The organism is Kineosporia sp. A_224 (genome assembly GCF_002198655.1).
Classification (GTDB): Bacteria; Actinomycetota; Actinomycetes; order Actinomycetales; family Kineosporiaceae; genus R-H-3.
Genome location: NZ_MWLN01000097.1, coordinates 1 through 26,546, shown reverse-complemented (window position 1 = coordinate 26,546; position 26,546 = coordinate 1). Strand labels below are relative to the sequence as shown.

Annotated in this window: 24 protein-coding genes and 2 pseudogenes; 17 read left to right on the top strand and 9 right to left on the bottom strand. The window is 74.7% G+C overall.

Going from position 1 to position 26,546, the window contains the following annotated elements; translation table 11 throughout:
* From EDJALFJO_RS07855 to EDJALFJO_RS07845, 3 genes and pseudogenes are all read left to right on the top strand, one after another.
* Positions 1-331: pseudogene (locus EDJALFJO_RS07855) on the top strand (1,4-beta-xylanase); the annotation flags it as partial.
* A 114-nt stretch (positions 332-445) separates the two neighbouring features.
* A complete protein-coding gene (gene cobO / locus EDJALFJO_RS07850) occupies positions 446-1,087 on the top strand; it encodes a cob(I)yrinic acid a,c-diamide adenosyltransferase (RefSeq protein WP_088283896.1) in 642 nt (213 codons plus the stop codon).
* 84 nt (positions 1,088-1,171) lie between these two features.
* On the top strand, positions 1,172-1,849 hold the full coding sequence (locus EDJALFJO_RS07845) for a ribonuclease H (protein ID WP_198950105.1): 678 nt from the start codon (positions 1,172-1,174) through the stop codon (positions 1,847-1,849).
* A 46-nt stretch (positions 1,850-1,895) separates the two neighbouring features.
* On the opposite strand, the gene EDJALFJO_RS07840 is transcribed toward EDJALFJO_RS07845, so the two are convergent.
* Positions 1,896-2,453 (bottom strand): TIGR03086 family metal-binding protein, encoded by a 558-nt coding sequence (locus EDJALFJO_RS07840; RefSeq protein ID WP_198950104.1) that lies wholly within the window; start codon positions 2,451-2,453, stop codon positions 1,896-1,898.
* A gap of 59 nt (positions 2,454-2,512) precedes the next feature.
* Positions 2,513-3,199: a TetR/AcrR family transcriptional regulator gene (locus EDJALFJO_RS07835; RefSeq protein ID WP_088283891.1), complete on the bottom strand. Its 687-nt coding sequence runs from the start codon at positions 3,197-3,199 to the stop codon at positions 2,513-2,515.
* Between the two features lie 57 nt (positions 3,200-3,256).
* Here EDJALFJO_RS07835 and EDJALFJO_RS07830 point away from each other — a divergent pair, with 57 nt between their 5' ends.
* Positions 3,257-4,297 (top strand): NAD(P)-dependent alcohol dehydrogenase, encoded by a 1,041-nt coding sequence (locus EDJALFJO_RS07830; RefSeq protein ID WP_198950103.1) that lies wholly within the window; start codon positions 3,257-3,259, stop codon positions 4,295-4,297.
* A gap of 2 nt (positions 4,298-4,299) precedes the next feature.
* Here EDJALFJO_RS07830 and EDJALFJO_RS07825 read toward each other — a convergent pair whose 3' ends face one another.
* Positions 4,300-4,644 carry a hypothetical protein gene (locus EDJALFJO_RS07825; protein WP_088283889.1) on the bottom strand — a complete coding sequence of 115 codons (345 nt, stop codon included), beginning with the start codon at positions 4,642-4,644 and terminating at the stop codon, positions 4,300-4,302.
* 51 nt (positions 4,645-4,695) lie between these two features.
* Positions 4,696-6,525: a SulP family inorganic anion transporter gene (locus EDJALFJO_RS07820; RefSeq protein WP_088283886.1), complete on the bottom strand. Its 1,830-nt coding sequence runs from the start codon at positions 6,523-6,525 to the stop codon at positions 4,696-4,698.
* 168 nt (positions 6,526-6,693) lie between these two features.
* Between EDJALFJO_RS07820 and EDJALFJO_RS07815 the strand changes: the two genes are divergently transcribed.
* The 11 genes from EDJALFJO_RS07815 (at position 6,694) to EDJALFJO_RS07765 (ending at position 19,354) form a co-directional block, all read left to right on the top strand.
* Positions 6,694-6,972: a hypothetical protein gene (locus tag EDJALFJO_RS07815; RefSeq protein ID WP_088283883.1), complete on the top strand. Its 279-nt coding sequence runs from the start codon at positions 6,694-6,696 to the stop codon at positions 6,970-6,972.
* Between the two features lie 68 nt (positions 6,973-7,040).
* Positions 7,041-7,535, top strand: coding sequence for a pyridoxamine 5'-phosphate oxidase family protein (locus EDJALFJO_RS07810; RefSeq protein WP_088283880.1), 495 nt, complete (start codon positions 7,041-7,043; stop codon positions 7,533-7,535).
* Between the two features lie 293 nt (positions 7,536-7,828).
* On the top strand, positions 7,829-10,930 hold the full coding sequence (locus EDJALFJO_RS07805; protein WP_143448371.1) for an EAL domain-containing protein: 3,102 nt from the start codon (positions 7,829-7,831) through the stop codon (positions 10,928-10,930).
* 231 nt (positions 10,931-11,161) lie between these two features.
* Entirely contained in the window at positions 11,162-12,997 is a 1,836-nt protein-coding gene (locus tag EDJALFJO_RS07800; protein ID WP_143448370.1) for a histidine kinase N-terminal 7TM domain-containing protein, read from the top strand.
* A gap of 53 nt (positions 12,998-13,050) precedes the next feature.
* Complete coding sequence (locus EDJALFJO_RS07795; protein ID WP_143448369.1) at positions 13,051-13,521, top strand: hypothetical protein; 471 nt, start codon at positions 13,051-13,053, stop codon at positions 13,519-13,521.
* Positions 13,522-14,050: 529 nt separating this feature from the next.
* On the top strand, positions 14,051-14,317 hold a 267-nt coding region (locus EDJALFJO_RS35425), incomplete at its 5' end, for a hypothetical protein (RefSeq protein ID WP_233149745.1).
* 196 nt (positions 14,318-14,513) lie between these two features.
* Entirely contained in the window at positions 14,514-16,004 is a 1,491-nt protein-coding gene (locus EDJALFJO_RS07785) for an efflux RND transporter periplasmic adaptor subunit (RefSeq protein ID WP_088283867.1), read from the top strand.
* Positions 16,001-16,741 carry an ABC transporter ATP-binding protein gene (locus tag EDJALFJO_RS07780; protein WP_233149744.1) on the top strand — a complete coding sequence of 247 codons (741 nt, stop codon included), beginning with the start codon at positions 16,001-16,003 and terminating at the stop codon, positions 16,739-16,741. Before EDJALFJO_RS07785 ends, EDJALFJO_RS07780 begins: the two co-directional genes overlap by 4 nt.
* Positions 16,738-18,018, top strand: a complete 1,281-nt coding sequence (locus EDJALFJO_RS07775) for an ABC transporter permease (RefSeq protein ID WP_233149743.1) — start codon at positions 16,738-16,740, stop codon at positions 18,016-18,018. Before EDJALFJO_RS07780 ends, EDJALFJO_RS07775 begins: the two co-directional genes overlap by 4 nt.
* Positions 18,019-18,029: 11 nt before the next feature.
* Positions 18,030-18,737 (top strand): hypothetical protein, encoded by a 708-nt coding sequence (locus tag EDJALFJO_RS07770; protein WP_088283864.1) that lies wholly within the window; start codon positions 18,030-18,032, stop codon positions 18,735-18,737.
* Positions 18,738-18,799: 62 nt separating this feature from the next.
* Entirely contained in the window at positions 18,800-19,354 is a 555-nt protein-coding gene (locus EDJALFJO_RS07765; RefSeq protein ID WP_088283861.1) for a hypothetical protein, read from the top strand.
* Positions 19,355-19,364: 10 nt separating this feature from the next.
* On the opposite strand, the gene EDJALFJO_RS07760 is transcribed toward EDJALFJO_RS07765, so the two are convergent.
* From EDJALFJO_RS07760 to EDJALFJO_RS07750, 3 genes are read right to left on the bottom strand one after another with little or no spacing between them, the layout of a single operon-like run.
* Positions 19,365-20,834 carry an ATP-binding protein gene (locus EDJALFJO_RS07760; protein WP_088283858.1) on the bottom strand — a complete coding sequence of 490 codons (1,470 nt, stop codon included), beginning with the start codon at positions 20,832-20,834 and terminating at the stop codon, positions 19,365-19,367.
* A gap of 35 nt (positions 20,835-20,869) precedes the next feature.
* Complete coding sequence (locus EDJALFJO_RS07755) at positions 20,870-21,757, bottom strand: ABC transporter permease (RefSeq protein WP_088283855.1); 888 nt, start codon at positions 21,755-21,757, stop codon at positions 20,870-20,872.
* Positions 21,747-22,697: an ABC transporter ATP-binding protein gene (locus EDJALFJO_RS07750; RefSeq protein ID WP_088283852.1), complete on the bottom strand. Its 951-nt coding sequence runs from the start codon at positions 22,695-22,697 to the stop codon at positions 21,747-21,749. Before EDJALFJO_RS07750 ends, EDJALFJO_RS07755 begins: the two co-directional genes overlap by 11 nt.
* 126 nt (positions 22,698-22,823) lie before the next feature.
* Here EDJALFJO_RS07750 and EDJALFJO_RS07745 point away from each other — a divergent pair, with 126 nt between their 5' ends.
* A complete protein-coding gene (locus EDJALFJO_RS07745; protein WP_143448367.1) occupies positions 22,824-23,963 on the top strand; it encodes a hypothetical protein in 1,140 nt (379 codons plus the stop codon).
* Between the two features lie 9 nt (positions 23,964-23,972).
* Here the strand turns inward: EDJALFJO_RS07745 and EDJALFJO_RS07740 are convergent, their stop codons facing one another.
* A complete protein-coding gene (locus tag EDJALFJO_RS07740) occupies positions 23,973-25,235 on the bottom strand; it encodes a hypothetical protein (protein ID WP_088283847.1) in 1,263 nt (420 codons plus the stop codon).
* A 409-nt stretch (positions 25,236-25,644) separates the two neighbouring features.
* Entirely contained in the window at positions 25,645-26,316 is a 672-nt protein-coding gene (locus EDJALFJO_RS07735; protein WP_233149742.1) for a M15 family metallopeptidase, read from the bottom strand.
* Positions 26,317-26,344: 28 nt separating this feature from the next.
* On the opposite strand from EDJALFJO_RS07735, the pseudogene EDJALFJO_RS35420 reads away from it, so the two are divergent.
* A pseudogene (locus tag EDJALFJO_RS35420) lies at positions 26,345-26,546 on the top strand (hypothetical protein); the annotation flags it as partial.

Genomic DNA, 26,546 nt, shown 5'->3' with positions numbered 1-26,546 from the left:
CCCGACTCCGACCACGACGCCCACCCCGACGCCGACCTCGACGCAGCCCCCGGCCGGTGGCGGCACCTGCACCGCGACCTACTCCGAGGGCCAGAAGTGGAGCGACCGCTTCAACGGCAACGTGACCGTCACCGGCAGCTCGAACTGGATCGTCACGGTCACGGTGCGCTCGCCGCAGCGGGTCATCGCCACCTGGAACATGACCCCGACGTGGGACTCCTCGGGCAACGTCATGACGGCCCGACCCAACGGCAACGGCAACACCTTCGGGTTCACCGTCCAGCACGGCGGTAACTGGACCTGGCCGAGCCTCACCTGCCGGGTCGCCTGACCGCTTCCGCTCACCACCACGACGGCGGCGGCACCGCGAACCTGCGGCGCCGCCGCCGTCCTGCGCGTCCTAGGCTCGGTGGCCCCGCCGGAGCAGACGAGAGGCACCGATCCCGTGACGCAGGACCAGACCACCGACGCCACCCCGCCCGGCCGCCCGGCGACGGTCCCCGACGACGGCCTGACGACCCGCGAGCGTCGCAACCGGCCCGTGCTCGCCGTCCACACCGGTGAGATGAAGGGCAAGTCGACGGCGGCGTTCGGGATGGCGCTGCGCGGCTGGGCGCTCGGGATGCCGGTCGCGGTCTTCCAGTTCGTCAAGAGCGGCAAGTGGAAGGTCGGCGAGGAGGAGGCGTTCCGTGCGCTCGGAGCGGTGCACGACAGCACCGGTCAGGGCGCGCCCGTCGAGTGGTACTCGATGGGCGCGGGCTGGTCGTGGACCCGCAAGAAGGGCACCGAGGAGGACCACGCCGCGAACGCCCTCGAGGGCTGGCAGGAGATCAAGCGCCGGCTCGCCGCCGAGCAGCACGGCTTCTACGTGCTCGACGAGTTCACCTACCCGATGACCTGGGGCTGGGTCGACGTCGACGACGTCGTCGAGACCCTCGCGAACCGCCCCGGTTTCCAGCACGTCGTCGTCACCGGCCGGGACGCCGACCCGCGCCTGGTCGAGGTCGCCGACCTCGTCATGCAGACGCAGAAGATCAAGCACCCGATGGACGTCGGTCAGATGGGCCAGAAGGGGATCGAGTGGTGAGGGGCTGACCCAAGGTCGGGACGCCGTCCGCCGTCATCGCCGTCATTGCCGTGCCGCCGGGCCCGGTGTCCGTAAGGTGTCCGCGTGCCGCTCACCGCCAAGTTCCCGACGTCCTGCGCGCTGTGCTCCTCGCCCGTGCCGGTCGGTGCCCCCATCGTGAAGTCCGGCGGGCGCTGGGTGCACGAGGCCTGCGCCGCGGGGGAGCAGTCCTCGCTCGACCTCGGGGTCGGCGACGCGAAGCCTGCGACCTCGCGTGCGTCGTCCGGGTCGAAGACGCGGTCGTCGTCCCGCCCCCGCCCGGACGCCCGCGAGATGACGGCGGCCGAGGGCGCGCTCGAGGTCTGGACCGACGGCGCGTGCTCGGGCAACCCCGGTCCGGGCGGGTGGGCCTGGGCGACGAAGGACGGCCGGCAGGGCAGCGGCGGCGAGCCCGCGACGACGAACCAGCGGATGGAGATCCAGGCGGCGCTCGAGGCGGTCCGCACGCTCGCCGTCGACGGCCCGCTCGTCGTCGTCAGCGACTCGACCTACGTCGTCAACTGCTTCCGCGACGCGTGGTGGAAGGGCTGGCTGGCCCGCGGCTGGGTGAACAGCGCGAAGAAGCCCGTCGCGAACCGCGACCTGTGGGAGCCGCTCATCGCGGAGGTCCGGGACCGGCCCGACATCACGTTCCGCTGGGTCAAGGGGCACTCGGGCGACGCGATGAACGACCTCGTCGACACGCTCGCCGTCGAGGCCGCGGCGGACGTCCGGCGGGGCTGACGCCCGTCCGGTCGTCGTCCGTCCGTCGTCCGTCTCGTCCGGCGGGTCAGACCCGGCGGCCGATGAACGACAGCAGCGCGGTCTGCGGATCGGCGTCGTCCGGCACCGGCACCCGCGGCCCGTAGTGCCCGCTGCCGCGGAGCATCTCGTCCATCGGGAGCATCCCGGCGAGCATCCCTGAGCACCGGTCGGGGTCGAGGCGCTCGTCCTGGCCGGTGGCGCGCGCGAGGTCCCACGTGTGGAGGAAGACGTCACTCGTGTAGATCATCGCGACGCACCTCTCGACGGACATCTCGCCGATGTTCGGGTTCTTGACGACGAGGGCGGCTGTCGCCGGGTCGTCGAGGAGCGCCTGGACGCCGTCGCTGTGCACGACCCATGCGGCGACCGGGTCCTCGTCGACCGACGGGCCCGCGGGCAGCTCGACGCCGGCCCCGGACCCGAGGAACGCCGGCAGCCACGTGACGAGATGCCGGACGACGTCCCGCGCGACCCAGCCCTCGCACGGCGCCGGGTCGTCCCAGCGGGCGGGGTCGGCGCCGCGGACGGTCGCCGTGAACCGGGTAGCGACCCTGCGGTGGTCGTCGGCGGGGGTGTCGCTCACGATGGGCTCCTCGGTGGTCGGGCGGGTGTCGCACGGTAGACCCGTCGGGAGCGCCGGGCTCATCGCGGCGGATCGACGAGGTCCCGCTGCCGCTCGAGCCCGTCGAGGATGAGGTCGAGCACGAAGCGGAACTCGTCGGGCCGCTCGCCGGGGGTGTGGCCGGGGTCCCGGTGGTAGCGGATGTGGTCGGCCATGAGCGGGTGCGCGGCGGCGTCCAGCTCGCGGTCGACCCGCGCGTACATCGTGTCGGTGGACCCGCCGTCGGTCTCGTAGGCGATCTGCTGCGCCGTGAAGCCCCCGATGTGCAGCGTGATCGCGTGGTAGCCGAGGTCGCGCAGGTGCCCGTCGAACCCGCCGGCGGCGAGCAGCGCCAGCGTCGTCTCCATGATCCGCCAGCGGTTCGGGCCCGGGAAGTGGTCGGTCGAGACCGGACCGGCCCAGCGGTGCCGCAGCAGGCCGGCGTGCTGGGCGACGGCGAGGGCGCGGGTGGCGTCCCGCCAGCCGACCGTGCCCGGATCGGGCAGGTCGACCTCGGCGGCGACGAGGTCGAGCATCCCCTCGAGCAGGTCCTGCTTGCTCGCCACGTGGTTGTAGAGCGACATCACCTCGAAGCCGAGGTGTGCGGCGAGCCGCCGCATGCTCAGGCCGGCGAGGCCCTGGGCATCGGCCAGCTCCACGCCGGCGGCCAGGATCCGGGCCCGGCTGAGCGGCGTGCGCGCACCTTCGGGGACCGGCGCTGTCGTCATGCGTACAGCGTACGCCCGACCTTGTGGAACGTACGGTGTACGTATAGGCTCGCCACCATGACTGACGTACACCGTACGTACGACTTGGGACCGGCCCTGCCGCCCGGCGTCCCGGCGACGATGCGCGCCGTCGTCCAGGACCGCTACGGCCCGCCCGAGCAGCTGCGCGTCCGTGAGGTCCCGACCCCGGCGCCCGGGGCCGGCGAGGTGCTCCTGCGGGTCTCGGCGGCCGCCCTCAACCCGTACGACTGGCACCTCACGACGGGCCGGCCCTACTTCATGCGGCTGCTGTTCGGCCTGCGCCGGCCGGGCCTGGCGGTCCGGGGGGCGGACGTCGCCGGCCGCGTCGTGGCGCTGGGCGAGGGCGTCGCCGGGCTCGCCGTCGGCGACCGGGTCGCCGGGATGGCCTCGGGCAGCTTCGCCGAGTACGCGGTCGCCGACGCGACGAGCGTCGCCGTCCTGCCCGACCGGCTCCCCGACGACGCGGCGGCCGCGATCCCGCTCGCCGGGACCACCGCGCTCCAGGCGCTGCGCGACCACGGCGGGCCGGTCGCCGGCCGGACCGTGCTCGTCGTCGGCGCCGCCGGCGGCGTCGGCGGGTACGCGGTGCAGCTCGCCGTCGCCATGGGGGCCGTCGTCACCGGGGTGTGCAGCACCGGCAACGTCGACCTCGTGCGCTCGTGGGGGGCGACCGAGGTCGTCGACCGCACAGCGGCGGACTGGACCGACGGGCCGGGCTACGACCTCGTCGTCGACGCCGCCGGCACCCGCCCGCTCGCCGTCTGCCGCCGGGTCGTGCGGCCCGGTGGCAGCTACGTCATGGTCGGTGGCCCGAAGGCGAACCCGTGGATCGACCCGCTCGGCCGGATCGTCGCCGGGCGCCTGCGGTTCGCGGGCCGGCCGCAGCGGTTCGTCCAGTTCACCGCGACCCGGTCCGCCGACGACCTGCGGGTGCTCTGGGAGCACGCGGACGCCGGGCGGCTGCGCCCGTTCGTCGGGCGGCGGATCGGGCTCGACGACGTCCCCGCGGCGCTGGCTGCCATCGGTGCCGGGCACACCCGGGGCAAGGTGGTCGTCGACGTCGCCGGGGGTGCGTGACCTCAGCCCAGGCGGGACGCCGCGGCGTGCTGGTCGAGGAACGCGGTGAGCGCCGCGAGGACGGCGTCGACGTTCTTGCGGTTGCGCCCCCAGTCGACGAGGCCGAAGGCCAGGGCCGACGTGATCCGCAGCTGGGTCGGGGCCGTGGGCGCCGTCTGGCCGAGCTGCATCGTCACGTTCTCGCCCCACGAGAACACCGACATCGAGCGGACGCCGAAGACCATCCCGCGCGCCGGGTCGACGGTGTTGACCGTGATGCCGGCGGTCGGCGCCGAGCGCGCGACCGCGTCGAGCACGACCGGGTAGGGGTAGGGCAGCTCCACGTCGCGGGTGTGCTGCGTCGCCATGTCGTCCCCTTCGCGGGCCGGGCGGCCCGTCGGCCGTCGGAGGCGGTCACCCTACTGCGCGTCGTCGTCCGGGCCGGTGGGTCCCGCGCCGACGTCGTCCTCCGCCTGCGCCCACGCCAGGTACGCCTCCTCGGCGACAGGCAGCGTCGCGAAGAGCATGTCGGCCCCGATGAGCTCGTCGAGCCCGGCCCGGCCGAGCGGGATGAGCAGGTCGTTCTTCACCCGGGCCAGGCCGAGCCGGACGCCGCGGGCGGCGAGGTCGGCGTGCAGGTCGCGCAGGCCGTCGGCGGCGGTGATGTCGATCTCGACGTTCGCCTCGACGTTGAGCACGAACCAGCGCACCCGGTGCTCCGGGTCGGCGGCGTCCTCCTGCTCGACGACGCGCAGCGCGCGCCGCCGCAGGTCCGCGACGTTCGCGAAGAACAGCGGGGCGTCGTACCGGTAGACGACGAGGCCCGGCAGGGTCTGGGCGTCCGGGTAGTCGTCGACGTCGTGCATCCCGGCCAGCCCCGGCACCCGCCCCAGCACGCCCTCGTGCGGGCGGGCGAGCCGGCTCGCCATCTCGAGCAGGCTCAGCGCGATGGCGACGGCGACGCCGGTGAGGATGCCGAAGACGACCGTGCCGACGAGGGAGGCGAGCGCGAGGGCGAGCTCCGTCGAGCGGAACCGGGCGAGCCGGACGAACTCCCGCCACGACACGAGCCGGCTCGCCGCGTAGAGCACGACCGCCCCGAGCGCGGCCGCCGGCAGCCCGGACAGCAACGGCCCGGCGGCGAAGAGGACGACGACGACCACGAGGGCGCCGACGAGCGAGTAGGCCTGGGTGCGGGCACCGGCGGCGATCGCGAGCGCCGTCCGGGAGCCGGACGACGACACCGGGAAGCCGCCGACGAGCCCCGCCGCCGCGTGCACGCCGGCGAGCGCGAGGAGCTCCTGCTGCGGGTCGGTCTCCGGGCGGGGAGCACCGTCGTCGTCCGCCGGGGCGGGGAAGCCGCGGGCGATGAGCGTGTTGTCGCCGTACGCGACGACGGCGACGGCGAGGCCCGCGATCGCGAGCGTCTGCAGGTCCGCGGTGCCGATCGCCGGGAGCTGCGGGCGCGGCAGCCCGGACGGCACCGACCCGACGACCCGGACGCCCGCGTCCGAGAGGTGGGCGACGACGCTCACGAGGGTCGCGACGGCGACGGCGACGAGCGGCCCGGGCCAGCTCGGCCGCAGCCACTGGACGCCGAGCAGCAGCGCGAGCGTGCCCGCGCACACGAGCACCGTCGGCCAGTGCGTGTCGCCGACGACGTGCGCGAACGACCCGACCTGGGCGACGATGCTCTCGCCGTCGACCTCGGTGCGGGTGATCCGGCCGAGCTGGCCGACGACCATGAGGACGGCGCCGCCCGCGAGGTAGCCGACGAGCAGCGGCTGCGAGAGCAGGTCCGCGACGACGCCGAGCCGCGCGACCCGGGCGACGAGGCACCACGCCGCGACGACGAGGCACAGGCCCGAGGTGAGGGCGGCGGCCCGGGCGGCGTCGCCGTGCGCGAGCGGCGCGACGGTCGCGGCGGCCATGAGCGCGACCGTCGACTCCGGGCCCGCCGAGAGCACCCGCGACGAGCCGAGCAGGGCGTAGACGACGGCGGCCGCGAGCGCCGTCCACAGCCCGGCGACCGGCTGGACGCCGACGATCGCCGCGTACGCCATGACCTGCGGCACGAGGTAGGCCGCGACGGCGAGCCCGGCGAAGACGTCGGCCCGCAGCCAGCGCCGCTGGTACCCGCGCAGGACGGCCACGCCCGGGGCCAGCGCGGCGAGCCGCTGCTCGGTGCTGAGCGGCGGGTCCTCGTCGAGCTCGTGGTCGATCGCGGGGCGGCGCGACAGGCGGGCCATCCCCGGACGGTAGCGATCTGCGGCGTCGCGCGGGAGCGACCGAGGGCCCCGGCGTCGTGCCGGGGCCCTCGGGGAAACAGGTCAGGTCAGGTGCGGTCGGTCGACGACTCGGTCGAGGTCTCGTCGATGAGCACCTCGTGGCCGGGGGCCTCGTCGACGCGCTCCTCGGTGACGGTCTCTGCCACGGCGTCGCCCGCGGTCGCGGGGGCCGCCGGCGCCGGGGTCGGCGTCGCAGGCGTCGGCGTGGTCTCCGGGACCGTGGGCCTCGGCGCCGCGGGCCTGGACGTCGTCGGGGTCGTCGTCGGCCTCGCCGGCACCCCGACGCCGTTCTCGGACGCCCCGGTGCGGGTCGCGCTGTGCGGGACGCCGGTCGGCACGTGCTCCCACTCGGGGTCGCGGCCCCGGGAGCGCTTGAACGCCGCGGCCCCGGCGGCCGCCGCCCAGTGAGCCACCGCACGCCGTCGAGGGACTTTCGCCCCCCGCAGGCCGTCGGGGGTCGGTGGCACGGTTCCCGTATGGAACAGACGACCCGTGGGGCACAGACCCCGTCCACCGGGGGAGTCGACGCGGTCGCCCGCGAGACCGGGGCGATCGAGGTGCTCTCGCCGGAGCAGTGCTGGCAGCTCCTGACCTCCGCGGAGGTCGGGCGGCTCGCGATCGCCGTCGCCGGCGACGTGGACATCTTCCCGCTGAACTTCGCCGTGGACGACGGGGCGATCCTCTTCCGCACCGCGGAGGGGACCAAGCTCGTCGAGATCGTCATGGCGGGCCGGGTGGCCTTCGAGGTCGACGGCTACGAGCCCGAGCACGGCCGCGCGTGGAGCGTCGTCGTCAAGGGTCATGCGGAGAACCTCGAGAAGTTCGACGACCTCTACCACGCGCAGGAGCTGCCGCTCTTCCCGTGGAACGCCTCGCCCAAGGAGCGTTTCGTCAAGCTCACGCCGGCCCGGATCACGGGCCGCCGGTTCACGGTGCTGCGCACCCGTGCGGGGGACGAGCCGCACCTGTAGCCGGCGGCGCACGAGGCGGGGGCGGTCGGTCCGGGAGGGCCGGCCGGCCCCCGCGCGCGTGCGGCCGGGGTGTGCCGGCACAGGCCGTGGGACGCCGTCCGCGGCCTCGTGCCGCAGGTCATGCCGGACGTCACAGGACTGTTCGCAGACTTCGCGAGTGTCGCGCGACCTGGGGCCCGCCGTCACGGCATGCTGTCATCGCACTGCGTTGAGTGACTCGGTCTCCGATGGGCCGTCACGCGCGGTGCGGCGCGGGGGCGTCGAGAGGCCAGTGAATCCCGGAGGTGCTCCCCGTGTCGTCGCCCCAGCGGTCTCGCTCCGGCGTGCACACGGGGCCCGGTGGCCATTCCTGGGTCACCGGCGTCGGTGCCGCCCAGGACCGGATCCGCGCCGCCGCCGGCCGGACGGACGTCGTGCTCGACCGCCTCGTCCACGCGGTCTCCGAGCTCGTCGACGCCCCGGCGACGGTCGCACTCCTCGAGGACGGCGACCTCGTCCGGCGTGCGGCGACCGGCGACGGGCGGCTGCCGCTCGGGGTGCGGGTCGAGACCACGACGAGCATCTGCGGTGAGGCCCTGCGTACCGGTCGCCCGGTCCGGGTCGGGGACGCCGCCGCCGTCGGCGCCGGCGCCCCGGACGCCACCTGCTGCCCGCCCGCCCGCTCCATGCTCTCCGTGCCGCTCGCCGCCCACGGCACCGTCGTCGGCGTCGTGGCCCTCACGGCCGACCGGCCGGACTGGTTCGACGGCGTCGACGAGAACACGGTGACGCTCGTCGCCGAGGTCGCGGCCGAGGTCCTGCTCACCTCGCTGCCCGAGCGGGTCACCCCGCGCACCCCTGACGAGAGCACCGCGGTCCTCCGGCGCGTCACCGTCGTCGAGATCCCGGACACCGTCGGGCCGCCGGCCGTCGTCGACGTGGCCGTCGCCGAGATCGGTTCCGAGGCGGTGGCGGCCGTCCGGGCCGCACCGGTGGAGGTCAGCGTGTCCGCTCCCGGTCCGGCGCCCCGCCCGACGCCCGCGCGCACCGAGCGGCACACCGAGCGGGACGCCGAGGCGACGCTCGTCCTCGCGGCCGTGCCGCGGACCGGCCCCGCCCGGAGCGGCGACGACGCCGCCGGCACCGGCGGCCCGAGCGACCGGTCGGGCCACGTCGACGTCTCCGACGACGAGCGCTCGGTCGGCGACCTCACGGTCCGGCGGGACGTCGTCCCCGAGCAGCGGGCCGCCTCGGACGCCCCCGAGGACCCGGCCGCCCCGCCGGACGGCAGCACGACCCCGGACCCGGAGCCGCCCGTCGCCCTGCCCGCGCTCCCGTCGCTCGGGCTCTGGCAGTGGGACGCCGCGACCGGCCTCGCGACGCTCAGCGAGCCGGCCGAGGAGCTCACCGGCATGCCGGCCGGCCGGCCCCGGGTGCTCGGCGCGTTCCGGGCCCTCGTGCACCCGGACGACGTCGCCCTCGTCGAGGAGACCGTCCGCTCCGCGCTGGCCCGGCCCGGCAGCACTGCCCTGTCGTGCACGTTCCGGCTGTGCCGCCGGGACGGCGACGTCCGCGTCGTCCAGCTCTGGGGCGACCTGCAGCGCAACCGCAACGGCCTCGTCGGCGCGGTCGGCGCGGTCGCCGACGTCACGCCCCTCGTGCCCGGCCCGGCGACCGACGGTGCCGCGGGCCCGTCGCCCGCGGCCGTCCCCGGCGACGGCTCCCAGGACGACGCCGACGGGCTCGCCGACGTCGGCGCGCACCTGCGCGCCGTCCGGGAGCTGACCGGAGCGGGCCTGTGGTCCTGGCGCCCGGGCGCGAGCCTGCACGACGGTGAGCTCGAGTGGTCCCCGGAGATGTTCCGCCTCGTCGGGCTGGAGCCGGACGAGATCTCCCCGACGCTTGCGCACTGGCACGGGTTCGTCCACGACGAGGACCTCGACAAGGTCCGCCGGGTCGACCTCGGCGCGCTCGACCGCACCGGCGGTCACGGCGAGACCTTCCGCGTCATCGGCGCCGACGGCGCCATCCGGCACGTCCAGGCGTGGGCGGAGGGCACGCCCGGCTCGCCGCTCGTGCACGGCGCCGCGGTCGACGTGACCCGCCAGGTGCGCGACCGGGTGCGGCTCGAGCGGCTCGTGGCGACCGACCCGGTGACCGGCCTGGCCAACCGCGCGGCCTTCGAGCGGCGCGTCACCGAGATGCTCGCCGAGCCCGGCGTCGACGTCTCGGTCCTCCTGCTCGACGTGGACCGGTTCAAGCAGGTCAACGACTCGCTCGGTCACGACGTCGGCGACCGGCTCCTCCTCGAGGTCGCCCGCCGGCTGTCCGCGGTCGTCCCGGACGGCGGCCTCGTCGCGCGGATGGGCGGCGACGAGTTCGTCGTCCTGCCGACGGCGGGCCTGGGCATGCTCGCCGTCCGGCGGCTCGCCGAGGCGGTGACCGACGCCCTGCGGATGCCCTACGTGCTGCCCGACTCCGGTGAGCTCCTCGTGTGCCCGGTGAGCCTGGGGATCACCTCGACGTCCGGTCGCGCCGTCTCGCCGCAGGACCTCCTCGCCGAGGCCGAGCTCGCGCTGTACCGGGCGAAGGACTCCGGCCGTGACCGGTTCGTCGTCTACGACGAGGCGCTCCGGGCGCGCTCGCAGTCCCGGCTGCGGGCCGAGCGGCTGCTCCGCGGCGCCCTCGAGCACGGCCGCCTCACGCTGCAGTACCAGCCGATCATCGACTTCGCGAACGGCCGGGTCGTCGGCGCCGAGGCGCTCGTGCGGATCCGGGACGAGAGCGGCGACGGCCTGCTCATGCCCGACGTCTTCATCGACGTCGCCGAGGAGACCGGGCTCGTCGTCGACCTCGACCGCTGGGTCATCGACACGGCGATCGAGCAGGTCGAGCGGTGGGCGTCCCAGGTGCCGGCCGGCCAGGAGGCCCCCTGGCTGTCGGTCAACGTGTCGGCCCGGTCGATGGAGCATCCGGGGGCCATCCGTGGGCTGCTCGACGCCGTCCGCCAGCGCCGGATCTCCGCGACCGACATCAAGGTCGAGCTCACCGAACGCAGCTTCCTCGCGGCGCTGCCGGGGGGCGAGGGGGCGCTGCGCCAGCTGCTCGGCTCGGGGATCCCGGTCGGGATCGACGACTTCGGCACCGGCTACTCGGCCCTGGGGTACCTGCAGCGGTTCGAGCTCGACTTCATGAAGATCGACCGGTCGTTCGTCCAGTCGGTCGGCGAGGAGCAGCGTGCCGACGCGGTCGTCACCGCGATCGTCGACCTCGCGCACGCGCACGGGATGCTCGTCACGGCCGAGGGGGTCGAGACGCCGCGGCAGGCGCGCCGGCTCCGGGAGATCGGCTGCGACCAGGCGCAGGGCTACCACTTCGGCCGTCCTGCGGACGCCGCGCGGATCATCGCGGGCTGACCGGGCCGGCGCCGGTCCGGCCGGCCGCAGGGGAGAGCGGCCCGGGCCGGCCGCCGGGGGAGCTACCGAGAGAGATCGTCATCCCGAAGCGCTGTCCCGGGCGAGCACGATCTGTCATGGTTCAATCACAGGAATGGACGTTCGGGCCTGTTCTGCCGTCCGTGCCTGGCGTAGCGTCGTGTCCCACGCGATCCCGCCGCACGCGGGTGTACCCGGGGGGTTTCCGCCAGAGTGTCCTTCTCCATCGTCCTGGGTGTGGTGTTCGGGGTCGGCGCCGCCGGCTACCTGGCGCTCGCCTGGTACGTGTGGCGCTACCGCCGCGCGGCGGGTGGCCACGGCCTCGTCGCGCTCTCGCTCGCGGTCTTCGTCTGGACGACGTGCTACGCGATGGAGCTCGTCACCGACACCCTGGAGATCAACAAGGTCTGGTCCGGGCTCAAGTTCGTCGGCATCGTCGCGGTGCTGCCCGGGCTCGCCTGGTTCGTCGACGAGTACACCGGCGCCCGGCGGCTGACCCGCTCCCGGCTCGCCCTGCTGTGCATCGAGCCGGTCGCCGTCCTCACCCTGCTCGCCGTCCCCGCCTGGCACGACTCGTTCCACCGCTACTCGACCAAGGCGGCGGCGGCGAGCCTGCGCGGCGAGCGGCCGATCCCGGACGCCGGGACCTTCTTCTGGCCGCACGCGATCTACACCTGGGTCGGCGTCGCGATCTGCGTCGTCGTGCTGTCGACCCGGCTCGTGCGGATCGCGCAGCCGTACCGCCGCCAGGCGTCCGCCATCGTCGTGGCGACCGCGCTGCCGATGCTCGTCAACGTGCTGTTCAACGCCGGGATCATCGTCGGGGACGTCGACCCGACCCCGTTCGCCTTCGTCCTCACCGCCGTCGTCCTCTTCTGGGGCTTCTTCCGGCTGCGGCTGCTCGACCTCGTGCCGGTCGCCCGCGGAGTCGTCGTCGAGCAGATGACGGACGGCGTCGTCGTCCTCGACGCGTACGGCCGGGTCGTCGACACCAACCCCGCGACGGCGGTCCTCGTCGGGGACCGCCGCTCGCGCGTCGTCGGCCGCCGCCTCGACGAGCTCGTCCCGGCGCTCGCGCCCGCGCTCGACGCGCACATCCCCGGGACGACGACCCGCGACGAGGTCGTCCTCAAGGACCTCGGGGGCCGGCGGACCGACGTCTCGCTCGTCCTCACCTCGCTGCTGGACCGCAACGGCGCCGAGACCGGCCGGCTCGCCGTCCTGCGCGACGTCTCGGCGCGGGTGCGCACCGAACGGCACCTGCGCGAGCTCCTCGACCAGCAGACCCGGCTCGCCGAGACGCTCGAGGCGAGCCTGCGCCCGTCCCGGCTGCCCGACGTCCCCGGCCTGCGGCTGGCCGCCCGGTCCCTGCCGTCCGGGGTTGGCAGCCAGGTCAGCGGCGACTTCTACGACGTCCACCCGGCGACGGGCGGCGAGTGGGCGTTCGTCCTCGGCGACGTGTCGGGGAAGGGCGTCGAGGCCGCGATCGTCACCTCGACGGCCCGGTACACCGTGCGGGCGCTGAGCGCGCAGGGCTGGTCCCCGCGCCAGGTGCTCGAGCAGCTGAACCTCGCGCTCGAGCCGGGCGAGGACCTCGAGCGGTTCTGCACCGTCGTCTACGGCCGGATCACGGCGGCCCCGGCGCCCGGGGAGGTGACCGGCGTCCGGCTGACGATCTCGCTCGGCGGGCACCCGGCACCGTTCGTGCGGCGGGCCGACGGGTCGGTCTTCGCGGTCGGCGAGCCGGGCACCGTGCTCGGGCTGCTGCCCGAGGTGAGCATCCACGAGGTCGTCGTCGACCTCGCCCCCGGCGACGTCCTCCTCGCCTACACCGACGGGGTCACCGAGGCGCGCCGGGACGGAGAGGAGTTCGGCGACGTCCGGCTCGCCGAGGTGCTCGGCGGCACGGCCGCCGGGCTGCGCGGCCGGACCGGTGCGGCCGCGGCGTCCCTCGTCGCCGACGCGGTCGCCGACCGGGTCGTCAAGGAGGTCGTCGAGTTCGCGAGCGACCGGGACGACGTGGCGCTGCTCGTGCTCGCCGTCGCCTGAGCGCTCGTCGGGCGCCGCCGGCCGGCGTGCGGTGCCGTGCGGACCGTTGGCACGTGCGCGATATTGACGTCATGGACGCCCTCGCAGGTCGACGCCCCGGCTGGTGGATCGCCCCCGTCTACCTCGGCATGGCGGCGCTCATGGTGCCGTGGATCGTCCTGCTCGCCCAGACCCTGCCGGACCGGATGGTCAGCGCGAACTACCGGACCGCCTGGGTCGGGTTCGACGTCCTCCTCGCCGTGGCGCTGGGCCGGACGGCGTGGCTGGCGTACAGGCGCTCGCCGTTCCTCGGCAACATCGCGAGCGCGACGGCGGCGCTGCTCGTCGTCGACGCCTGGTTCGACGTCATGACGTCGCCGGGCGGACCTCGGCTCGCGGAGGCGGTCGCGGCCGCGCTGCTCGTCGAGCTGCCGCTCGCGGTGCTCTCGCTGGTGCTCGCCCGCCGGGCGGCCGCCGAGATCGCGCGCACAGGCGCCGTCCGGCGGTACCGACTGGAGTTCCACCGGCACTCCGAGCAGGTCTGACGGGCACACCTGCTCCCGGAGCGGATCCGCAGCCTGTGGATCTGCTCCAGGGTTGCTGCGGACGCTGCAGCCTGCGCCGGCGGGCGCCGACGTCCTGCCTGTGACCGAAGGTCGGTCGGCAGAGGCGGTGGGAACGATGAGCTCCATGTCCCTCGGCGGCGGCTCCGGGTGGAGCGTGTCCGTCTCCGGCACGAGCGGGACCCAGCAGGCGGGCGGTGGGCGGCACGGCGGCGGCGGACTGCTGCGGGACGCGGCGAAGGCGCTCGGGATGAGCGCGGGCGACGTCATGACGGCGCTGAAGAGCGGCAAGAGCCTCGACGACCTCGCGGCCGACCAGGGCATGTCGCACGACGACCTGGTCACCGCGCTCAAGGCGAACATGCCCCAGCAGCTGCGGGGCAGCGCCGATGTCGACGCGATCGTCGAGAAGGCCACGACGACGAAGGGCGTCGAGGCGCTGCGCCCGCCGCAGGGTGCGCGCGGCCCGCAGGGTGGGCGTGGTCCGGGCGGGCCGCGCGCACCCTGCGGNACGTGTCACCGTGACGCCACGAGCGGCCCGCCGCCCGGCGACGATGACGACGACGACAGCACCGGGGTCTTCGCGAACTCGCTCACCTCCACGCAGAGCACGACCCTGGACTCGCTCGCCTCCCTCCTCGGCACCGACTCCACGAGCCTGCTCGACGAGCTGCGGTCGGGGACGAGCCTGTCGGACCTCGTGGCGAGCAAGGGCGTCGACAGCGGGGCACTCGCGAACGTCCTCGAGAACGGGCTCCTCTACGACCAGAGGCTGTGAACCGGGCCCGGCGCTGCGCCGACCGGGTGGCCTCCGGGCCCGCCGGGCGAGCCTGCAGGTATCCGGGCGCCGGTTCCCAGGTTTCTCCCAGAACCCGTTGGGACGTTCGGCGTCGTCGGGGCACGCAGGGTGCCGCGAACGCTCCACGACCGGGCCGGGCCCGGGGTGGCAGCGGTGAGGAGAGGAGTGTCCCGCGGTGAAGCGTCCGCCCACCTTCTGGCTGAACACCGGGCTGGCGGCCGCCCTCCTCGCCGCCGGCGGCGGCGCCTGGTACACGGTGCAGGGCTCACCGGTGGCGCAGACCACGACGACGAGCCGCACCTCGACGGTGCGCACCGGAACGCTCACCGCGACCGTGACCGGCAGCGGCAACCTGGAGAGCGCCGCCTCGTCGACCGTCGACTTCTCGTCGTCCGGCACCATCACCGACGTCTACGTGACGGCCGGTCAGACGGTGAAGAAGGGCCAGCGGCTCGCGCGGATCGACTCCGCGGCCGCGGAGCGCAGCCTCGCGAGCGCGAAGGCCTCGCTGCTCTCGGCGCAGGCGGCCTACACGGACACCGCGGACGGCCAGAGCGCGAGCCAGCGCAAGCGCGACGAGATCTCGGTCTCCGACGCGGCCGCCGCCGTCACCCGGGCGAGGAAGACGCTCGCCACCGCCCGGTCGACCCGGGCCTCGGACCTGACGAAGCAGAACGCCCTCGTCGCCGTCGCGCAGGCCGCGCTGGCCCGCGGCACCGGCACCGCGGCGGCGGTGAGCGCCGCGAAGGCCACCCGGACAAGCGTTCTCGCCAAGGACGACGACGCGATCGACTCCGCGAGGACGGCGCTCGCCAGCGCCCAGGACACCTACGAGCTGCAGAAGCTCAGCGCCGCGGAGAACGCCGACTCCCCGACCGCGGCCGACCTCGCCAAGGCGCGCAGCAGCGTCGCCGACGCGCAGGCCGCCGTCGACGAGGCCCAGGAGACGTTCGACGACACGACGCTCGTCGCCCCGCACGCGGGGACCGTGCTGTCGATCGCCTCGGACGTCGGGGACACGGTCGGCTCGAGCAGCTCGTCGGCCGGTTCGTCGGGGAGCGCGTCGTCCGCCGGTGCGACCTCCACCGGGAGCAGCGCCACGACGTCGACCGGGTCGTCCGGCTTCATCGAGCTCGCCGACCTCACGGATCTCCAGGTGACCGCGAGCGTCGCCGAGGCCGACGCCGCGGACGTCGAGAAGGGCCAGGCGGCGACCGTCACGCTGTCGGCCACCGACACCGAGGTCGCCGGCACCGTCACGAACGTCTCCGTGAGCGGGACGACGAGCAGCAACGTCGTCACCTACCCGGTGACGGTCACCCTCGACGAGGTGCCGGACGGCGTCAGGCTCGGTGCGAGCGTCAGCGTGAGCATCACGACCGGCAGCGCCGAGGACGCGATCGTCGTGCCGGCGAGCGCGGTGACGACGACGGGCAACCGCAGCACCGTGACCGTCCTCGACAACGGCACCGAGAAGCGGGTCGCCGTCGAGGTCGGCATCGAGGGCGACAGCGGCGTGCAGATCACCAGCGGGCTCACCGTGGGCCAGACCGTCGTCCTCACCTCCAGCGCGAGCTCGATCAGCAGCAACGGGTTCCCGGGGGCGGGCGGCCCCGGGCTCGGCAGCGTCGGCGGGGTCGGCGGCGCCCCGGGCGGCCGGCCGTGACCGGCGGCCGGGTGCCCCGGCCCGTCCTCGACCTGCGCGGCGTGACGAAGGTCTTCGGCGCCGGGGACACCGCCGTGCACGCGCTGGCCGGGGTCGACCTCGTCGTCGAGCGCGGGGAGTACGTCGCCGTCATGGGGGCGTCGGGCTCGGGGAAGTCGACGCTCATGAACATCGTCGGCTGCCTCGACGTACCGACCCGGGGCCGCTACCTCCTCGACGGCGTCGACACCCGCCGCCTCGACGAGGGCCGCCAGGCCCTGGTGCGCAACCGGAAGATCGGCTTCGTCTTCCAGTCGTTCAACCTCATCCCGCGCACCAGCGCGCAGAGCAACGTCGAGCTGCCGCTGGCGTACGCCGGCGTCAAGCTCGCGCAGCGGCGGGAGCGGGCCGCCGCGGCGCTGGCCCGGGTCGGCCTCGCCGACCGTGGCCACCACCTGCCCTCGGAGCTGTCCGGCGGCCAGCAGCAGCGGGTGGCGATCGCGCGCGCCATCGTCACCGAACCCGTCCTGCTGCTCGCCGACGAGCCGACCGGCGCGCTCGACAGCCGCAGCACGGCCGAGGTCCTCGACCTGTTCGACGACGTCAGTGCCGGCGGCCGGACCATCCTCGTCATCACGCACGAGGAGGAGGTCGCCGAGCGGGCGCACCGGGTGATCCGGTTCCGGGACGGCCGGATCGTCAGCGACGAGCGGCGGGCGCCGCGCGGCACCCACGTGGCCGTGGGCGGCGCGGCGTGAACGTCCGGGAGAGCGCGCGGTTCGCCGTCCGCGGCGTCACCGCCAACCCGATGCGGACGGCGCTCACCACACTGGGCATCCTCATCGGGGTCGCGGCGGTCATCGTCCTCGTCGCGGTGGGCAACGGCTCCAGCGCCGCGGTCACGGAGTCCCTGAGCCGGCTCGGCAGCAACACCCTGACGGTGCAGGCGTCCCAGGGCGGGACCGGCGGCCGGGCCGGCGGTTTCGGCGGCTTCCCCGGTTTCGGCGGCGGTGGCCCGGGCGGGGTGAGCAGCGGCACCCAGACCCGGACCGCCGAGCTCACCCTCGACGACGCCGCGGCGATCGCCGACGCGACGCTCGCACCTCACGTGCTGCGTGTCGCGCCGCGGGTCTCGGCCTCCTCGGTGACCGCGACGTACGACGGCGCGACGCACACCGTGAGCTCGTTCCTCGGGACGAGCCCGAGCTACCTGACGATCAACGACGACAGCGTGCAGAAGGGCGAGACCCTCACCGCCGAGGACTGGACCTCACGCCGTCGGGTCGCCCTCGTCGGCTCCAGCGTCGCGGAGGATCTCGTCGGCGGCGACGGCCTCGACGTCGTCGGGAAGACCGTGCAGTTCAACGGGATCGCGTTCACCGTCGTCGGCGTCCTCACCGACAAGGGCAGCACCGGCCCGCAGGACGAGGACGACCGGGTGCTCGCGCCGCTCACCGCGGTGCAGGACACCCTCACCGGGTACGGCTCGCTCTCGGCGATCTCCGTGCAGGCGAAGGACGCCGACTCCGTCGAGACCGCGCAGGCCGAGATCGAGGACGTCCTCAACAGCCGTCACCGCGTCACGAGCGCGACGGCGGACTACTCGGTCCAGAACCCGACCTCCCTGCTCAGCGCGGTGACGTCGACGTCGCAGACGTTCACCGTGCTGCTCGCCTCGGTGGCCGCGATCTCGTTGCTCGTCGGGGGGATCGGCGTCATGAACATCATGCTCGTCACCGTCACCGAGCGGACCCGGGAGATCGGCATCCGCAAGGCGATCGGCGCCCGGCGCGGCGACATCGTCGGCCAGTTCCTCCTCGAGGCAGTGCTGCTCAGCCTGTTCGGCGGCCTCATGGGCGTGCTCGTCGGGCTCGTCGGCAGCCGCTTCGAGATCGTCGGCGTCCAGCCGGTCGTGTCGGCGTCCTCCGTCGTGCTCGCCTTCGGCGTCGCCGTCGGCACCGGCCTGTTCTTCGGGCTCTACCCCGCCAACCGGGCCGCCTCGCTGCGGCCCATCGAAGCCCTCCGCTACGAGTGATCGGACGAGCCATGACGACACGGACCGACGATCCCGACTGGTTCCACGCCCCGGCGCCGGACGACGTGACGGCGCAGACCGTGGGCGACGGTGACGCCGGCGGCGAGAGCGGCGAGGCGGACGGCGCGGCCGCCGCACCCGAGCGGGACGACGACGACCTCCTCGACGCGGACTGGGCGCCCCGGCGCCGCACGAACCGGCTCACCGTCGTCCTCGCCGTCGCGGTCGTCGCGGCGTGCACGTTCACCGCCGGGGCGCTCGTGCAGCGCGAGCTCGGCGGGTCCACCGGCAGCGCGGCCGCGGCCGGCGGGTTGCCGTCGGGCTTCCCCGGCGGTGGCGCGGGCTTCCCGGGTGGCGCGGGCTTCCCCGGTGGCGCGGGCTTCCCCGAGGGGGCGGCCGCCGGGGGAGCGAACCAGGCCGGCCAGGGGACAGGGACGGCGCAGACCACCGGCGGCCCTGGCAGCACCGGTGGGACGGCGGCCACGGCGGCCGGGGCGGCCCCGGTCGTCGTCGGCACGGTGAGGTCCGTCGAGGGCACGACGCTCGTCGTCGAGAACTTCGCCGGCACCCGCGTGACCGTCACCGTCCCGGCGACCGCCACCGTGACCGCACCGGGCCTGGGCGGCGTGACGGCCGGCATGACGGTCTCCGTGGTCGGGACGAAGCGCTCCGCCACAGCGGTGACCGCGACCACTGTGACCGCCCGGAAGGCCTCGTGAACCCTGACGCAGCAACGACTCCCGACGACCGATCCCCACCGACACCCAGCAGGAGAGCTCTCGTGAGCAACGCACCCGCCCGCACCACGACCCGGACCCTTCGCGTCCCCTCCCTGCTCGCCGCGGCCGTGAGCGGGGTCGCCGCGGTCGCCCTCCTCGCCGCCTGCGGCGGCGGCTCGACCGCGACGACGACGGCGGCGGCCGGGTCGACGACGGCGAGCGGCCCGAGGACCGTGACGGCGACGGACGCGGCGGCGGCCCCCGGCCAGGGCGGCGCCGGCGACCGGGGAGCGGACTTCCAGAAGATCCAGCAGTGCCTCGCGGCCGCCGGGATCTCGCTCCCGACGCCGTCCGGCATGCCGTCCGGCGCACCCACCGGCAACGGCACCCCGCCCGCGGGCGGTCCCGGCGGCGGCGTGACTCAGGGCGCCGACGGGAAGTTCACCGCGCCCGACGGCGACGTCATCACCGCCATGCCGACGCCGGGCGCGGACGGCGGCCCTGGTGGCGGCCCCGGCATGGGGCAGCTGTTCGACGACCCGGCGACGAAGGCGGCGCTCGAGGCCTGCGGCATCTCGGTGCCGACGGGCCGGCCGACGGCGGCGCCGACGAGCTGAGCGACGCGGCCTACAGGTAGAGGCCGCCGTCGGGCTCCGCCGGCACCCCGAACGGTCGCGCGTACGGGCCCGCCCCGGGCCCCTGCGGCGCGGCCGGCCCGCCGGCGCCGCCGAGCAGCGAGCGGGTCAGCGCCTCGCGCTCGTCGAGGAGCTCGTCGAGCGCGGTGCCCAGGTCGTCGTCCGTCACCGGGTGGCCGGCCTCGGCGGCGACGAGCACCGAACGGCGGACGAGCTCCTTGAAGAAGGAGGCCGTCATGCCCGCCGTCCGCGCGGCGACCACCTCGAGGACCTCGTCGCCGAACGGCAGGTCACGCCCGTAGAGACCCGCGAGCGCGCGGCGGCCCGCGTCGTCCGGCAGCGGCACCTCGACCGCGAGGTCGACGCGGCCGGGGCGTTGCGCGAGAGCGGGTTCGAGCAGGTCGGCCCGGTTCGTGGTGAGGACGAAGGCGACGTCGGCGTCCCCGCCGAGCCCGTCCATCGCCTCCAGGACGGTGAACAGCAGCGGCTGCGCGTCGGGGGAGAGGTCCCGGCTCTCGGCGACGAGGTCGACGTCCTCGAGCACGACGACAGCGGGTTCGAGCGCCCGCGCCAGCTCGACCGCCTCCCCGACGAACCGCAGGGACGTCCCGGACAGCAGCACCGTCGTCACCCCCTCGAGGTGGCCGAGCAGGTAGCGCACGGTGTGGGTCTTGCCGGTGCCCGGCGGGCCGTAGAGGAGCAGGCCGCGCTTGAGGTGCTGCCCGGCGGCGCGCAGGACGTCGCGGTGCTGCGCCGTCCCGACGACATGCCGCTCGACCCGCTCCAGCGAGCCGGCCGGCAGGACGACGTCCTGCCGGGTCAGCGTGGGGCGCGGGTGGAAGCCGATCCCGCCCACGCTCGGCGTGTACGCGTCGTCGCCGCTGCCGAGGGTGAGGATCTGGCCGCGGAAGACGCTGCGCTCGACGACGAGCCGCCGGACGTCGGCGACGATGTCCTGCGCGACGCCCTCGGCGGCGGCGACCTGGAGGGTCGCCCCGACGCCGCCGAACCGCTCCTCGCCGACGGACTCGAGGACGGCGACCGGGGTGCCGCGGTAGCGGAACAGGTGGACGCCGAACGACACCGCCTCGCGCTGGCTGTGCGGCCCGGTCGGGAGGCTGACCCGCTCGACGGCACCGACGGTGAAGGAGCCCCATCTGCCCGACTCCTCGAGCATGCCGCTGAACGACGAGTGGTGGCGCTGGTCGCCGCCGCCGACCCCGATGACCGTGCCGCCGCCGTGCTCGGAGACGAGCGCCTCGAGCGCGACGTCGAGGTTGACGTGCTGGTGCCGGTCGACGCGGTGGGTGACGACCGGGACCTGGCCCGCCTCCGTGCCGAGGTGCTCGCCCACGGCCCGCGCGAGCGGCGTCCCCGCGCGGCGTCCCTCCCTGACCGCCTCGACGACGTGCTCCAGGTAGTCCGCCACCCCGGCGGCGACGCGCTCGGTCTGCTCGTCCACGGTTCCCCCCACGACGACGCGCTCGACAGGTCGACCTACGACAGGACGTCCTTCGTCGTCAGTCTGGCCCACGCGAGAGCTGTGAAGACAGCGACATACGCGAGCTGGAGCCGGCCGTTGGCGACGAAGGAGTCCCAGACGACCGGCGTCCGCAGCAGGTCGCCGAGGTCCAGCCAGTGGTGGCTGAACAGGTACGGGTGCAGCCAGTCGACCTGGGGGATGCCGCCGAGGATCTGGGACGTCACCGCGAGCGTGACGGTCGCCGCCATCGCCCCGACCGGGATCTCGGTGAGGGTCGAGACGAACAGCCCGATCGCCGACATCCCGAGCATCGAGACGCTCACGTACGCGGCGACGAGCAGCGCCCGCACGAACGACTCGGGCACCGAGACGGCGTCGCCGGAGAGCAGCGTCACCGGCCGCAGGCCGAAGAGCGCACCGCCGACGACGGCCCCGGTGAGGACGACGGTGAGCGTCGCGGCGAAGCAGAACACCGCCGTGGACGCGTACTTCACGGCGAGCAGCCGTGTGCGGCCGGCGGGGGCGAGGAGCAGGTAGCGCAGGGTGCCGAGGTTCGCCTCGCCGGCGATCGTGTCGCCGGCCACGACGCCGATCGCGAGCGGCACGAACAGCGGCACGGAGACGACGAGCGCGGTGACACCGACGAAGAGGCCGTTCTGCGTCACCCGGTCGAGCAGCGGCGGGCCCTCGCCCGGTCGCGGCGCCGAGGACAGCTTCACCGCGACGGCGATGAGGATCGGGACGCCGGCGAGGACGCCGAGGATCGCCTGGGTGCGGCGGCGCCGGAAGAGCGTGAGCACCTCGGAGGCGAAGAGCCCGCCGGTGCGGCCGCGGGGCGGGGCCCCGGGACCGACGGGGTCGGGCCGGTCCTGCGTGGTCGTCGGTCCCGTGTCAGCGGACAACGTCGAAGCCCTCCCCGGTCAGCGCCACGAAGCGGTCCTCGAGGCTGTCGTGCTCGACGGTGAACCCGCGCACCCGGACGCCGCCCGCGACGAGCGCGGCGACGACGTCCTCGGGGGCGGGCGCAGACCCGTTGAGCTGCACCGGGACCGCCGCGACGACGGCGTCCGCGGTGACGTCCGGTGCGCCGAGCCCGAGGCCGGTGAGCACCCGCGCGGCGTCCGCGCCGTCCGGTGTCGTGACCCGCACCCGGGAGCCGCCGGCGCCGCCGAGCTCGTCGAGCGTGCCCTGCGCGACGAGCCGGCCCGCGCTCATGACCCCGATGTGCGAGCAGATCTGCTCGACCTCGGCGAGCAGGTGCGACGACACGAACACCGTCGTGCCGTCGGCGGCGAGCGACCGCACGAGCGAGCGGACCTCGCGGGTGCCCTGCGGGTCGAGCCCGTTCGTCGGCTCGTCGAGCACGAGCAGGTCCCGCGGGCGCAGCAGGGACGCCGCGATGCCGAGCCGCTGCTTCATCCCGAGGGAGTAGGCGCGCACCTTCTTGCCCGCGGCGTTCGAGAGCCCGACCCGGTCGAGCGCCTGTGCCACCCGGGCGTCCCGGCTCCGGCGCGAGGCGCCGGCGTCGGCCGCGTCGAACCGACGCAGGTTCGACGCACCGGACAGGAACGGGTAGAACGCCGGGCCCTCGACGAGCGCGCCGACCCGGGGCAGCACCGCGCGCAGGTCGGTCGGCATGGGGCGGCCGAGCACCTCGACCTCGCCGTCGGTCGCCCCCGCGAGACCCAGCAGCACCCGGATCGTCGTCGTCTTCCCCGAGCCGTTCGGCCCGAGGAAGCCGTAGACGCTGCCGCGCGGGACGACGAGGTCGATCCCGTCGACCGCCGCGTGCCGCCGGAAGCGCTTGGTCAGTGCGCGGGTACGGATCGCGAGGTCGGTCACCCGGTCAGGCTACGTCGGGGGAGGGCGACCTCGGGATTCCCTCGCGCGGGCCCGCACCGAACCTCCATACTCGGCGCACTCGATCATGGGCGCCAGGCCCGGTCGCGCGCGGGACGAGGACGTCGGATGAGGCTCAGGCGCAGTGGTGTCGTCGCAGGACTGGTGGCGGGGGTATCGGCGGTCGCGATCGCGGTGAGCGCGACGTCGGCGTCGGCCGCAGTGGGCGCGTTCAAGGCGCGGGTGCTCATCGGGGCCAAGTGCCTGGACGGCTGGACCCAGACGTCGTCCACCGGCGTGACCCGTGGCGTCATGCGGTGCGAGACGACGGCGACCGGCACCGAGCTGGTCCTCTTCACAGGGAACGGCACCATCTACTCGAAGATCCGCACCGGGGTGAAGGGGATCCCCGTCGCCTTCGCCGACGACGGGACGTCGTACTTCGCGCTGTACGAGCCGGAGAGCGGCAGAGGTGCGGTCATGCTCCTCAAGCGGAACCACACGACCGGCGTACAGACCAAGATCACGATCCGCGCGGCGACTGCGGCGACGGCCGACGACTTCCTCCACAGCGGGGCGCTGCTCGTGTCGGGCGGCAAGTACTGGGTCGCCTACACGGTCAACAACGGCGCGATTCTCTGGGGGAAGACCCTCACCAAGCAGAACCTCGTCCCGTCGCTGCCGGCCACCATGCCCGCCGTCTTCGGATGGCAGCCGTCGCTGGCCCGGACCGGCACGGGGTCGGTCGCCATGGTCATCGCGCAACCGCCGCCGTTCGAGGCGGGCATCATCGTCCGGTACCGGACGAAGGCCGACGGGACGTGGATCCGCTACGTCGTGCGCTCGGGTGGCGGCGGGATCTCGCCGCAGATCAGTTGGTCGTCCGGCGTCACCCGGATCTCCTGGCTCGAGCGGACGGCAACCGGCGACTACAAGGTCGTCTACCAGGACAACGCCACCGGCTCCTGGGTCCGGACCTCGGTGCCCGGTCTGCCCGGCGGCGGATGGCCACGGCTGCGGATGTTCACGAGCGGCGGGAAGCTGACGTTCGTCTACAGCGGACATGCGGTGGGGACGAGGGCGAGCGAGGCCCAGATCGTCGTCACCCAGCGCTCCGGCACGACGTGGTCCACGACGGCGCTGAGCACCTCGTCGTACGGGAACCTGCTCCTCGGCGCAGGCAGTGCGGGCGGCAAGACGATCGTCGTCTTCTACCCGCGGTACGACCCGGACCTCAACCGGGGCGTCTACTCGCGCCGGCAGGCCTGACGGCCCGGTTCAGCGGGCCGCGGCGACGAGCGTCTCCACCGGCACCGCGCCGACGAGCACCCGGCCGTCGTCCGTGACGAGCACGCTGAACAGCGCCGTGCGCAGGGCGCGGCCGCCGTCCACCGGGGTCGTCAGCTGGGTGACGAGCGGGTTCGCGAGGAGCGAGGCGACGTCCGGTGCGCCCGCTGCGGCGGACGGCTTCGCGACGAGGACGGCGGCCCACCCGGAGCCGACGACGCGGACGTCAGGTCGCTGTGCGGCGTCCATGCCTTTCGACATGCCTTTCGACATGCCTTTCGACATGCCTTTCGACGAGCCCTTCGACGAGCCGTCCGGTCGCGCGGCCGGGCCCTTGACCGACGGCAGGTCCGCGGCGCTCGGCAGCGGCACGGTCTTCGTCGTCACGTCGGCACCGTTCGGCGGGGTGAACGCGAACCGGCTCGCGGCCGGGCGGGCGTAGTCGATGTCGGCGAAGCCGCTCTCGAGGACGGCCTCGGACTGCCCGCGGGCGTAGACCTGCACCCGCAGCGGGAGGCCGGTCGCGGCGTCCACGGCGAGGACGGCCCGGTCGACGAGCGTCGCGTCCGTCCTCGGTGCGACGACGAGCGTGTACGCGGCGCGGCCGGCGACGGTCTGCGGCGGGTCGAGGGTGACGGCGGTCGTCGGGTCGAGCCGGGAGACGACGAGGTCGGCGAGCGCCTGCGGGGTCATCGACGCGAGGGCGTCCCCGGGGGTGCCGGTGGCGGGCGTGCGCCCGGCGCCGGCCCGGGCCCTGCCCTGCTCGGCGAGCGCACGGGCGGCGGCCTCGTCGGGCAGCATGTAGTGGGTGCCGCGGGCGGCACCGGTGTCGAAGGTCCACACGTCACGCCCGTCGTGCACGAACGCGACCTCGGCGAACGTGTCGAGGAGCTGGACGCGCTGGCGCTGCGGGCCGTCGAGCCACACGCGCAGCGTCGTCCGGCCGGTGAGGAGCCGGGTGAGGACGGCCTGCGGGTCCGCGCCCGAGCCGCTCGCGGGGTCCCCGCCGTCCCCTCCTGCTGCACCGCCGCCCGTGCCCCCGAGCGAGGGCAGGGCGGGCAGCCCGAGGTCGGCGCGCGTCCGGACGGTCCCGGACAGTGCCTGGACGTCGGACGTCGCGGCCAGCGCGAGCACCTGGGCGGCCGTCCGGGCCGGGACGTCGGGTGCGCCGCCGGCAGCGGCGGACGAGACGACGACCCCGCCGGCGACGACGGCGGTGACGGTTGCGGGGACGAGCCAGCGGGAGAGCCTCACCTCTCGACTGTACGTCCGTTCCGGCGGGACGGACCTCCCGGAGTCGTGGGGGAACTGTGGACGTCCGCGGGCGGTCCCCGATGCCCATTCTGAGCACAGTTGCACACGCTTCGTGTTCGTGACGACACGCCGAGTGAAAAAAGTTCGGGGATCTGCTTGGCAGAAAGGGTCGCCGTCAGTAATCTTCCACTCACAGAACGTTTACCGGGTGGGGTAGGGAAGGCGAGGTCACCCGGGGTCGAGCGCAGCGACCCCGGGTGACCCGCCCAATAGACCACGGTCGGCGGCGACGGCCCCCGACGTTCGCCGCCGACCGTGTCCACCGGTAGCCAGCACGAGAGCAGGGCCCGCCCAGGCGGGCCCTTTTCGTCGTCCGGGCGTTCGTCGTCAAGGCTTCGTCGTCCGACCGTCAGGTGCCGTTGCGCGAGAAGTGCATGTAGTCCTTGAGGGACTTCCAGTTACCGCCCCAGCCCCAGCCCTCCGCGGCGAACGCGCGCGCGGCCGGGCTGCCCCGGGTGATCATCCCGGGCCGGACGTCGGCGCGGTCCCGGTAGGTGCCGGCGAGCTCGGGCAGCGTGATGCCGCCCTTCATGTACGGGTTCATGAAGGGGTTGACGTCGACCGCGAGCCCGTACGCGTGCTGCGACCAGTGCGTCGTCCCGGCCGCGGACCGGCAGTTGAACGACCCGGTCGTGTTGCCGTCGCCGGTCGGCGGCGCGTCACGCTCCTCGGCCGTGGTGACGACCATCCGCTCGATGGGGAACCGGGCCGCGTAGAGCTTCTTGAACACACGGACCATCGCGGGGGCGGCGGCCTTGTTCACGAGCAGCTCGCCGGTGTGGGGCCGGCCGTCGAAGCCGACGAACGAGACCGTCACGTACCGCAGGTCCTCGAGCGTCACCGGGCAGCCCGGACCCCAGGTGGAGCGGGCGACGACCGAGGCCGGCACCGCCGTCACGGTCGAGCGGAAGGTGCCGCCCGCCGGCGGGGGCAGGGTGTCCACGGTGGCGATGTTCCGCGGGTCGAACTCCGGCGGGGTCGGACCCATGACGCCGTAGCCGTCCTTGCGGAGCTTCAGCACCCGGCGGCCGAGCCACGAGGGGGCCGGCGTGGCGCCGCCCGCCGGGACCGGGGTCGTCGCCGCCGGGGTCGCGGGCGTCGTCGTGGGTGCGGGAATGGTGCTCGGGGCGGGCGCCGTCGTCGGTGCCGGGGTCGGCGTGGCGGTCGTCACCGTGCCCGGGGCGGACCCGGCGCCGTCCGGCGCACGCCGCGAGGGTCAGGGCGGCGGCCGTGGCGGCCAGCGCCCTGACC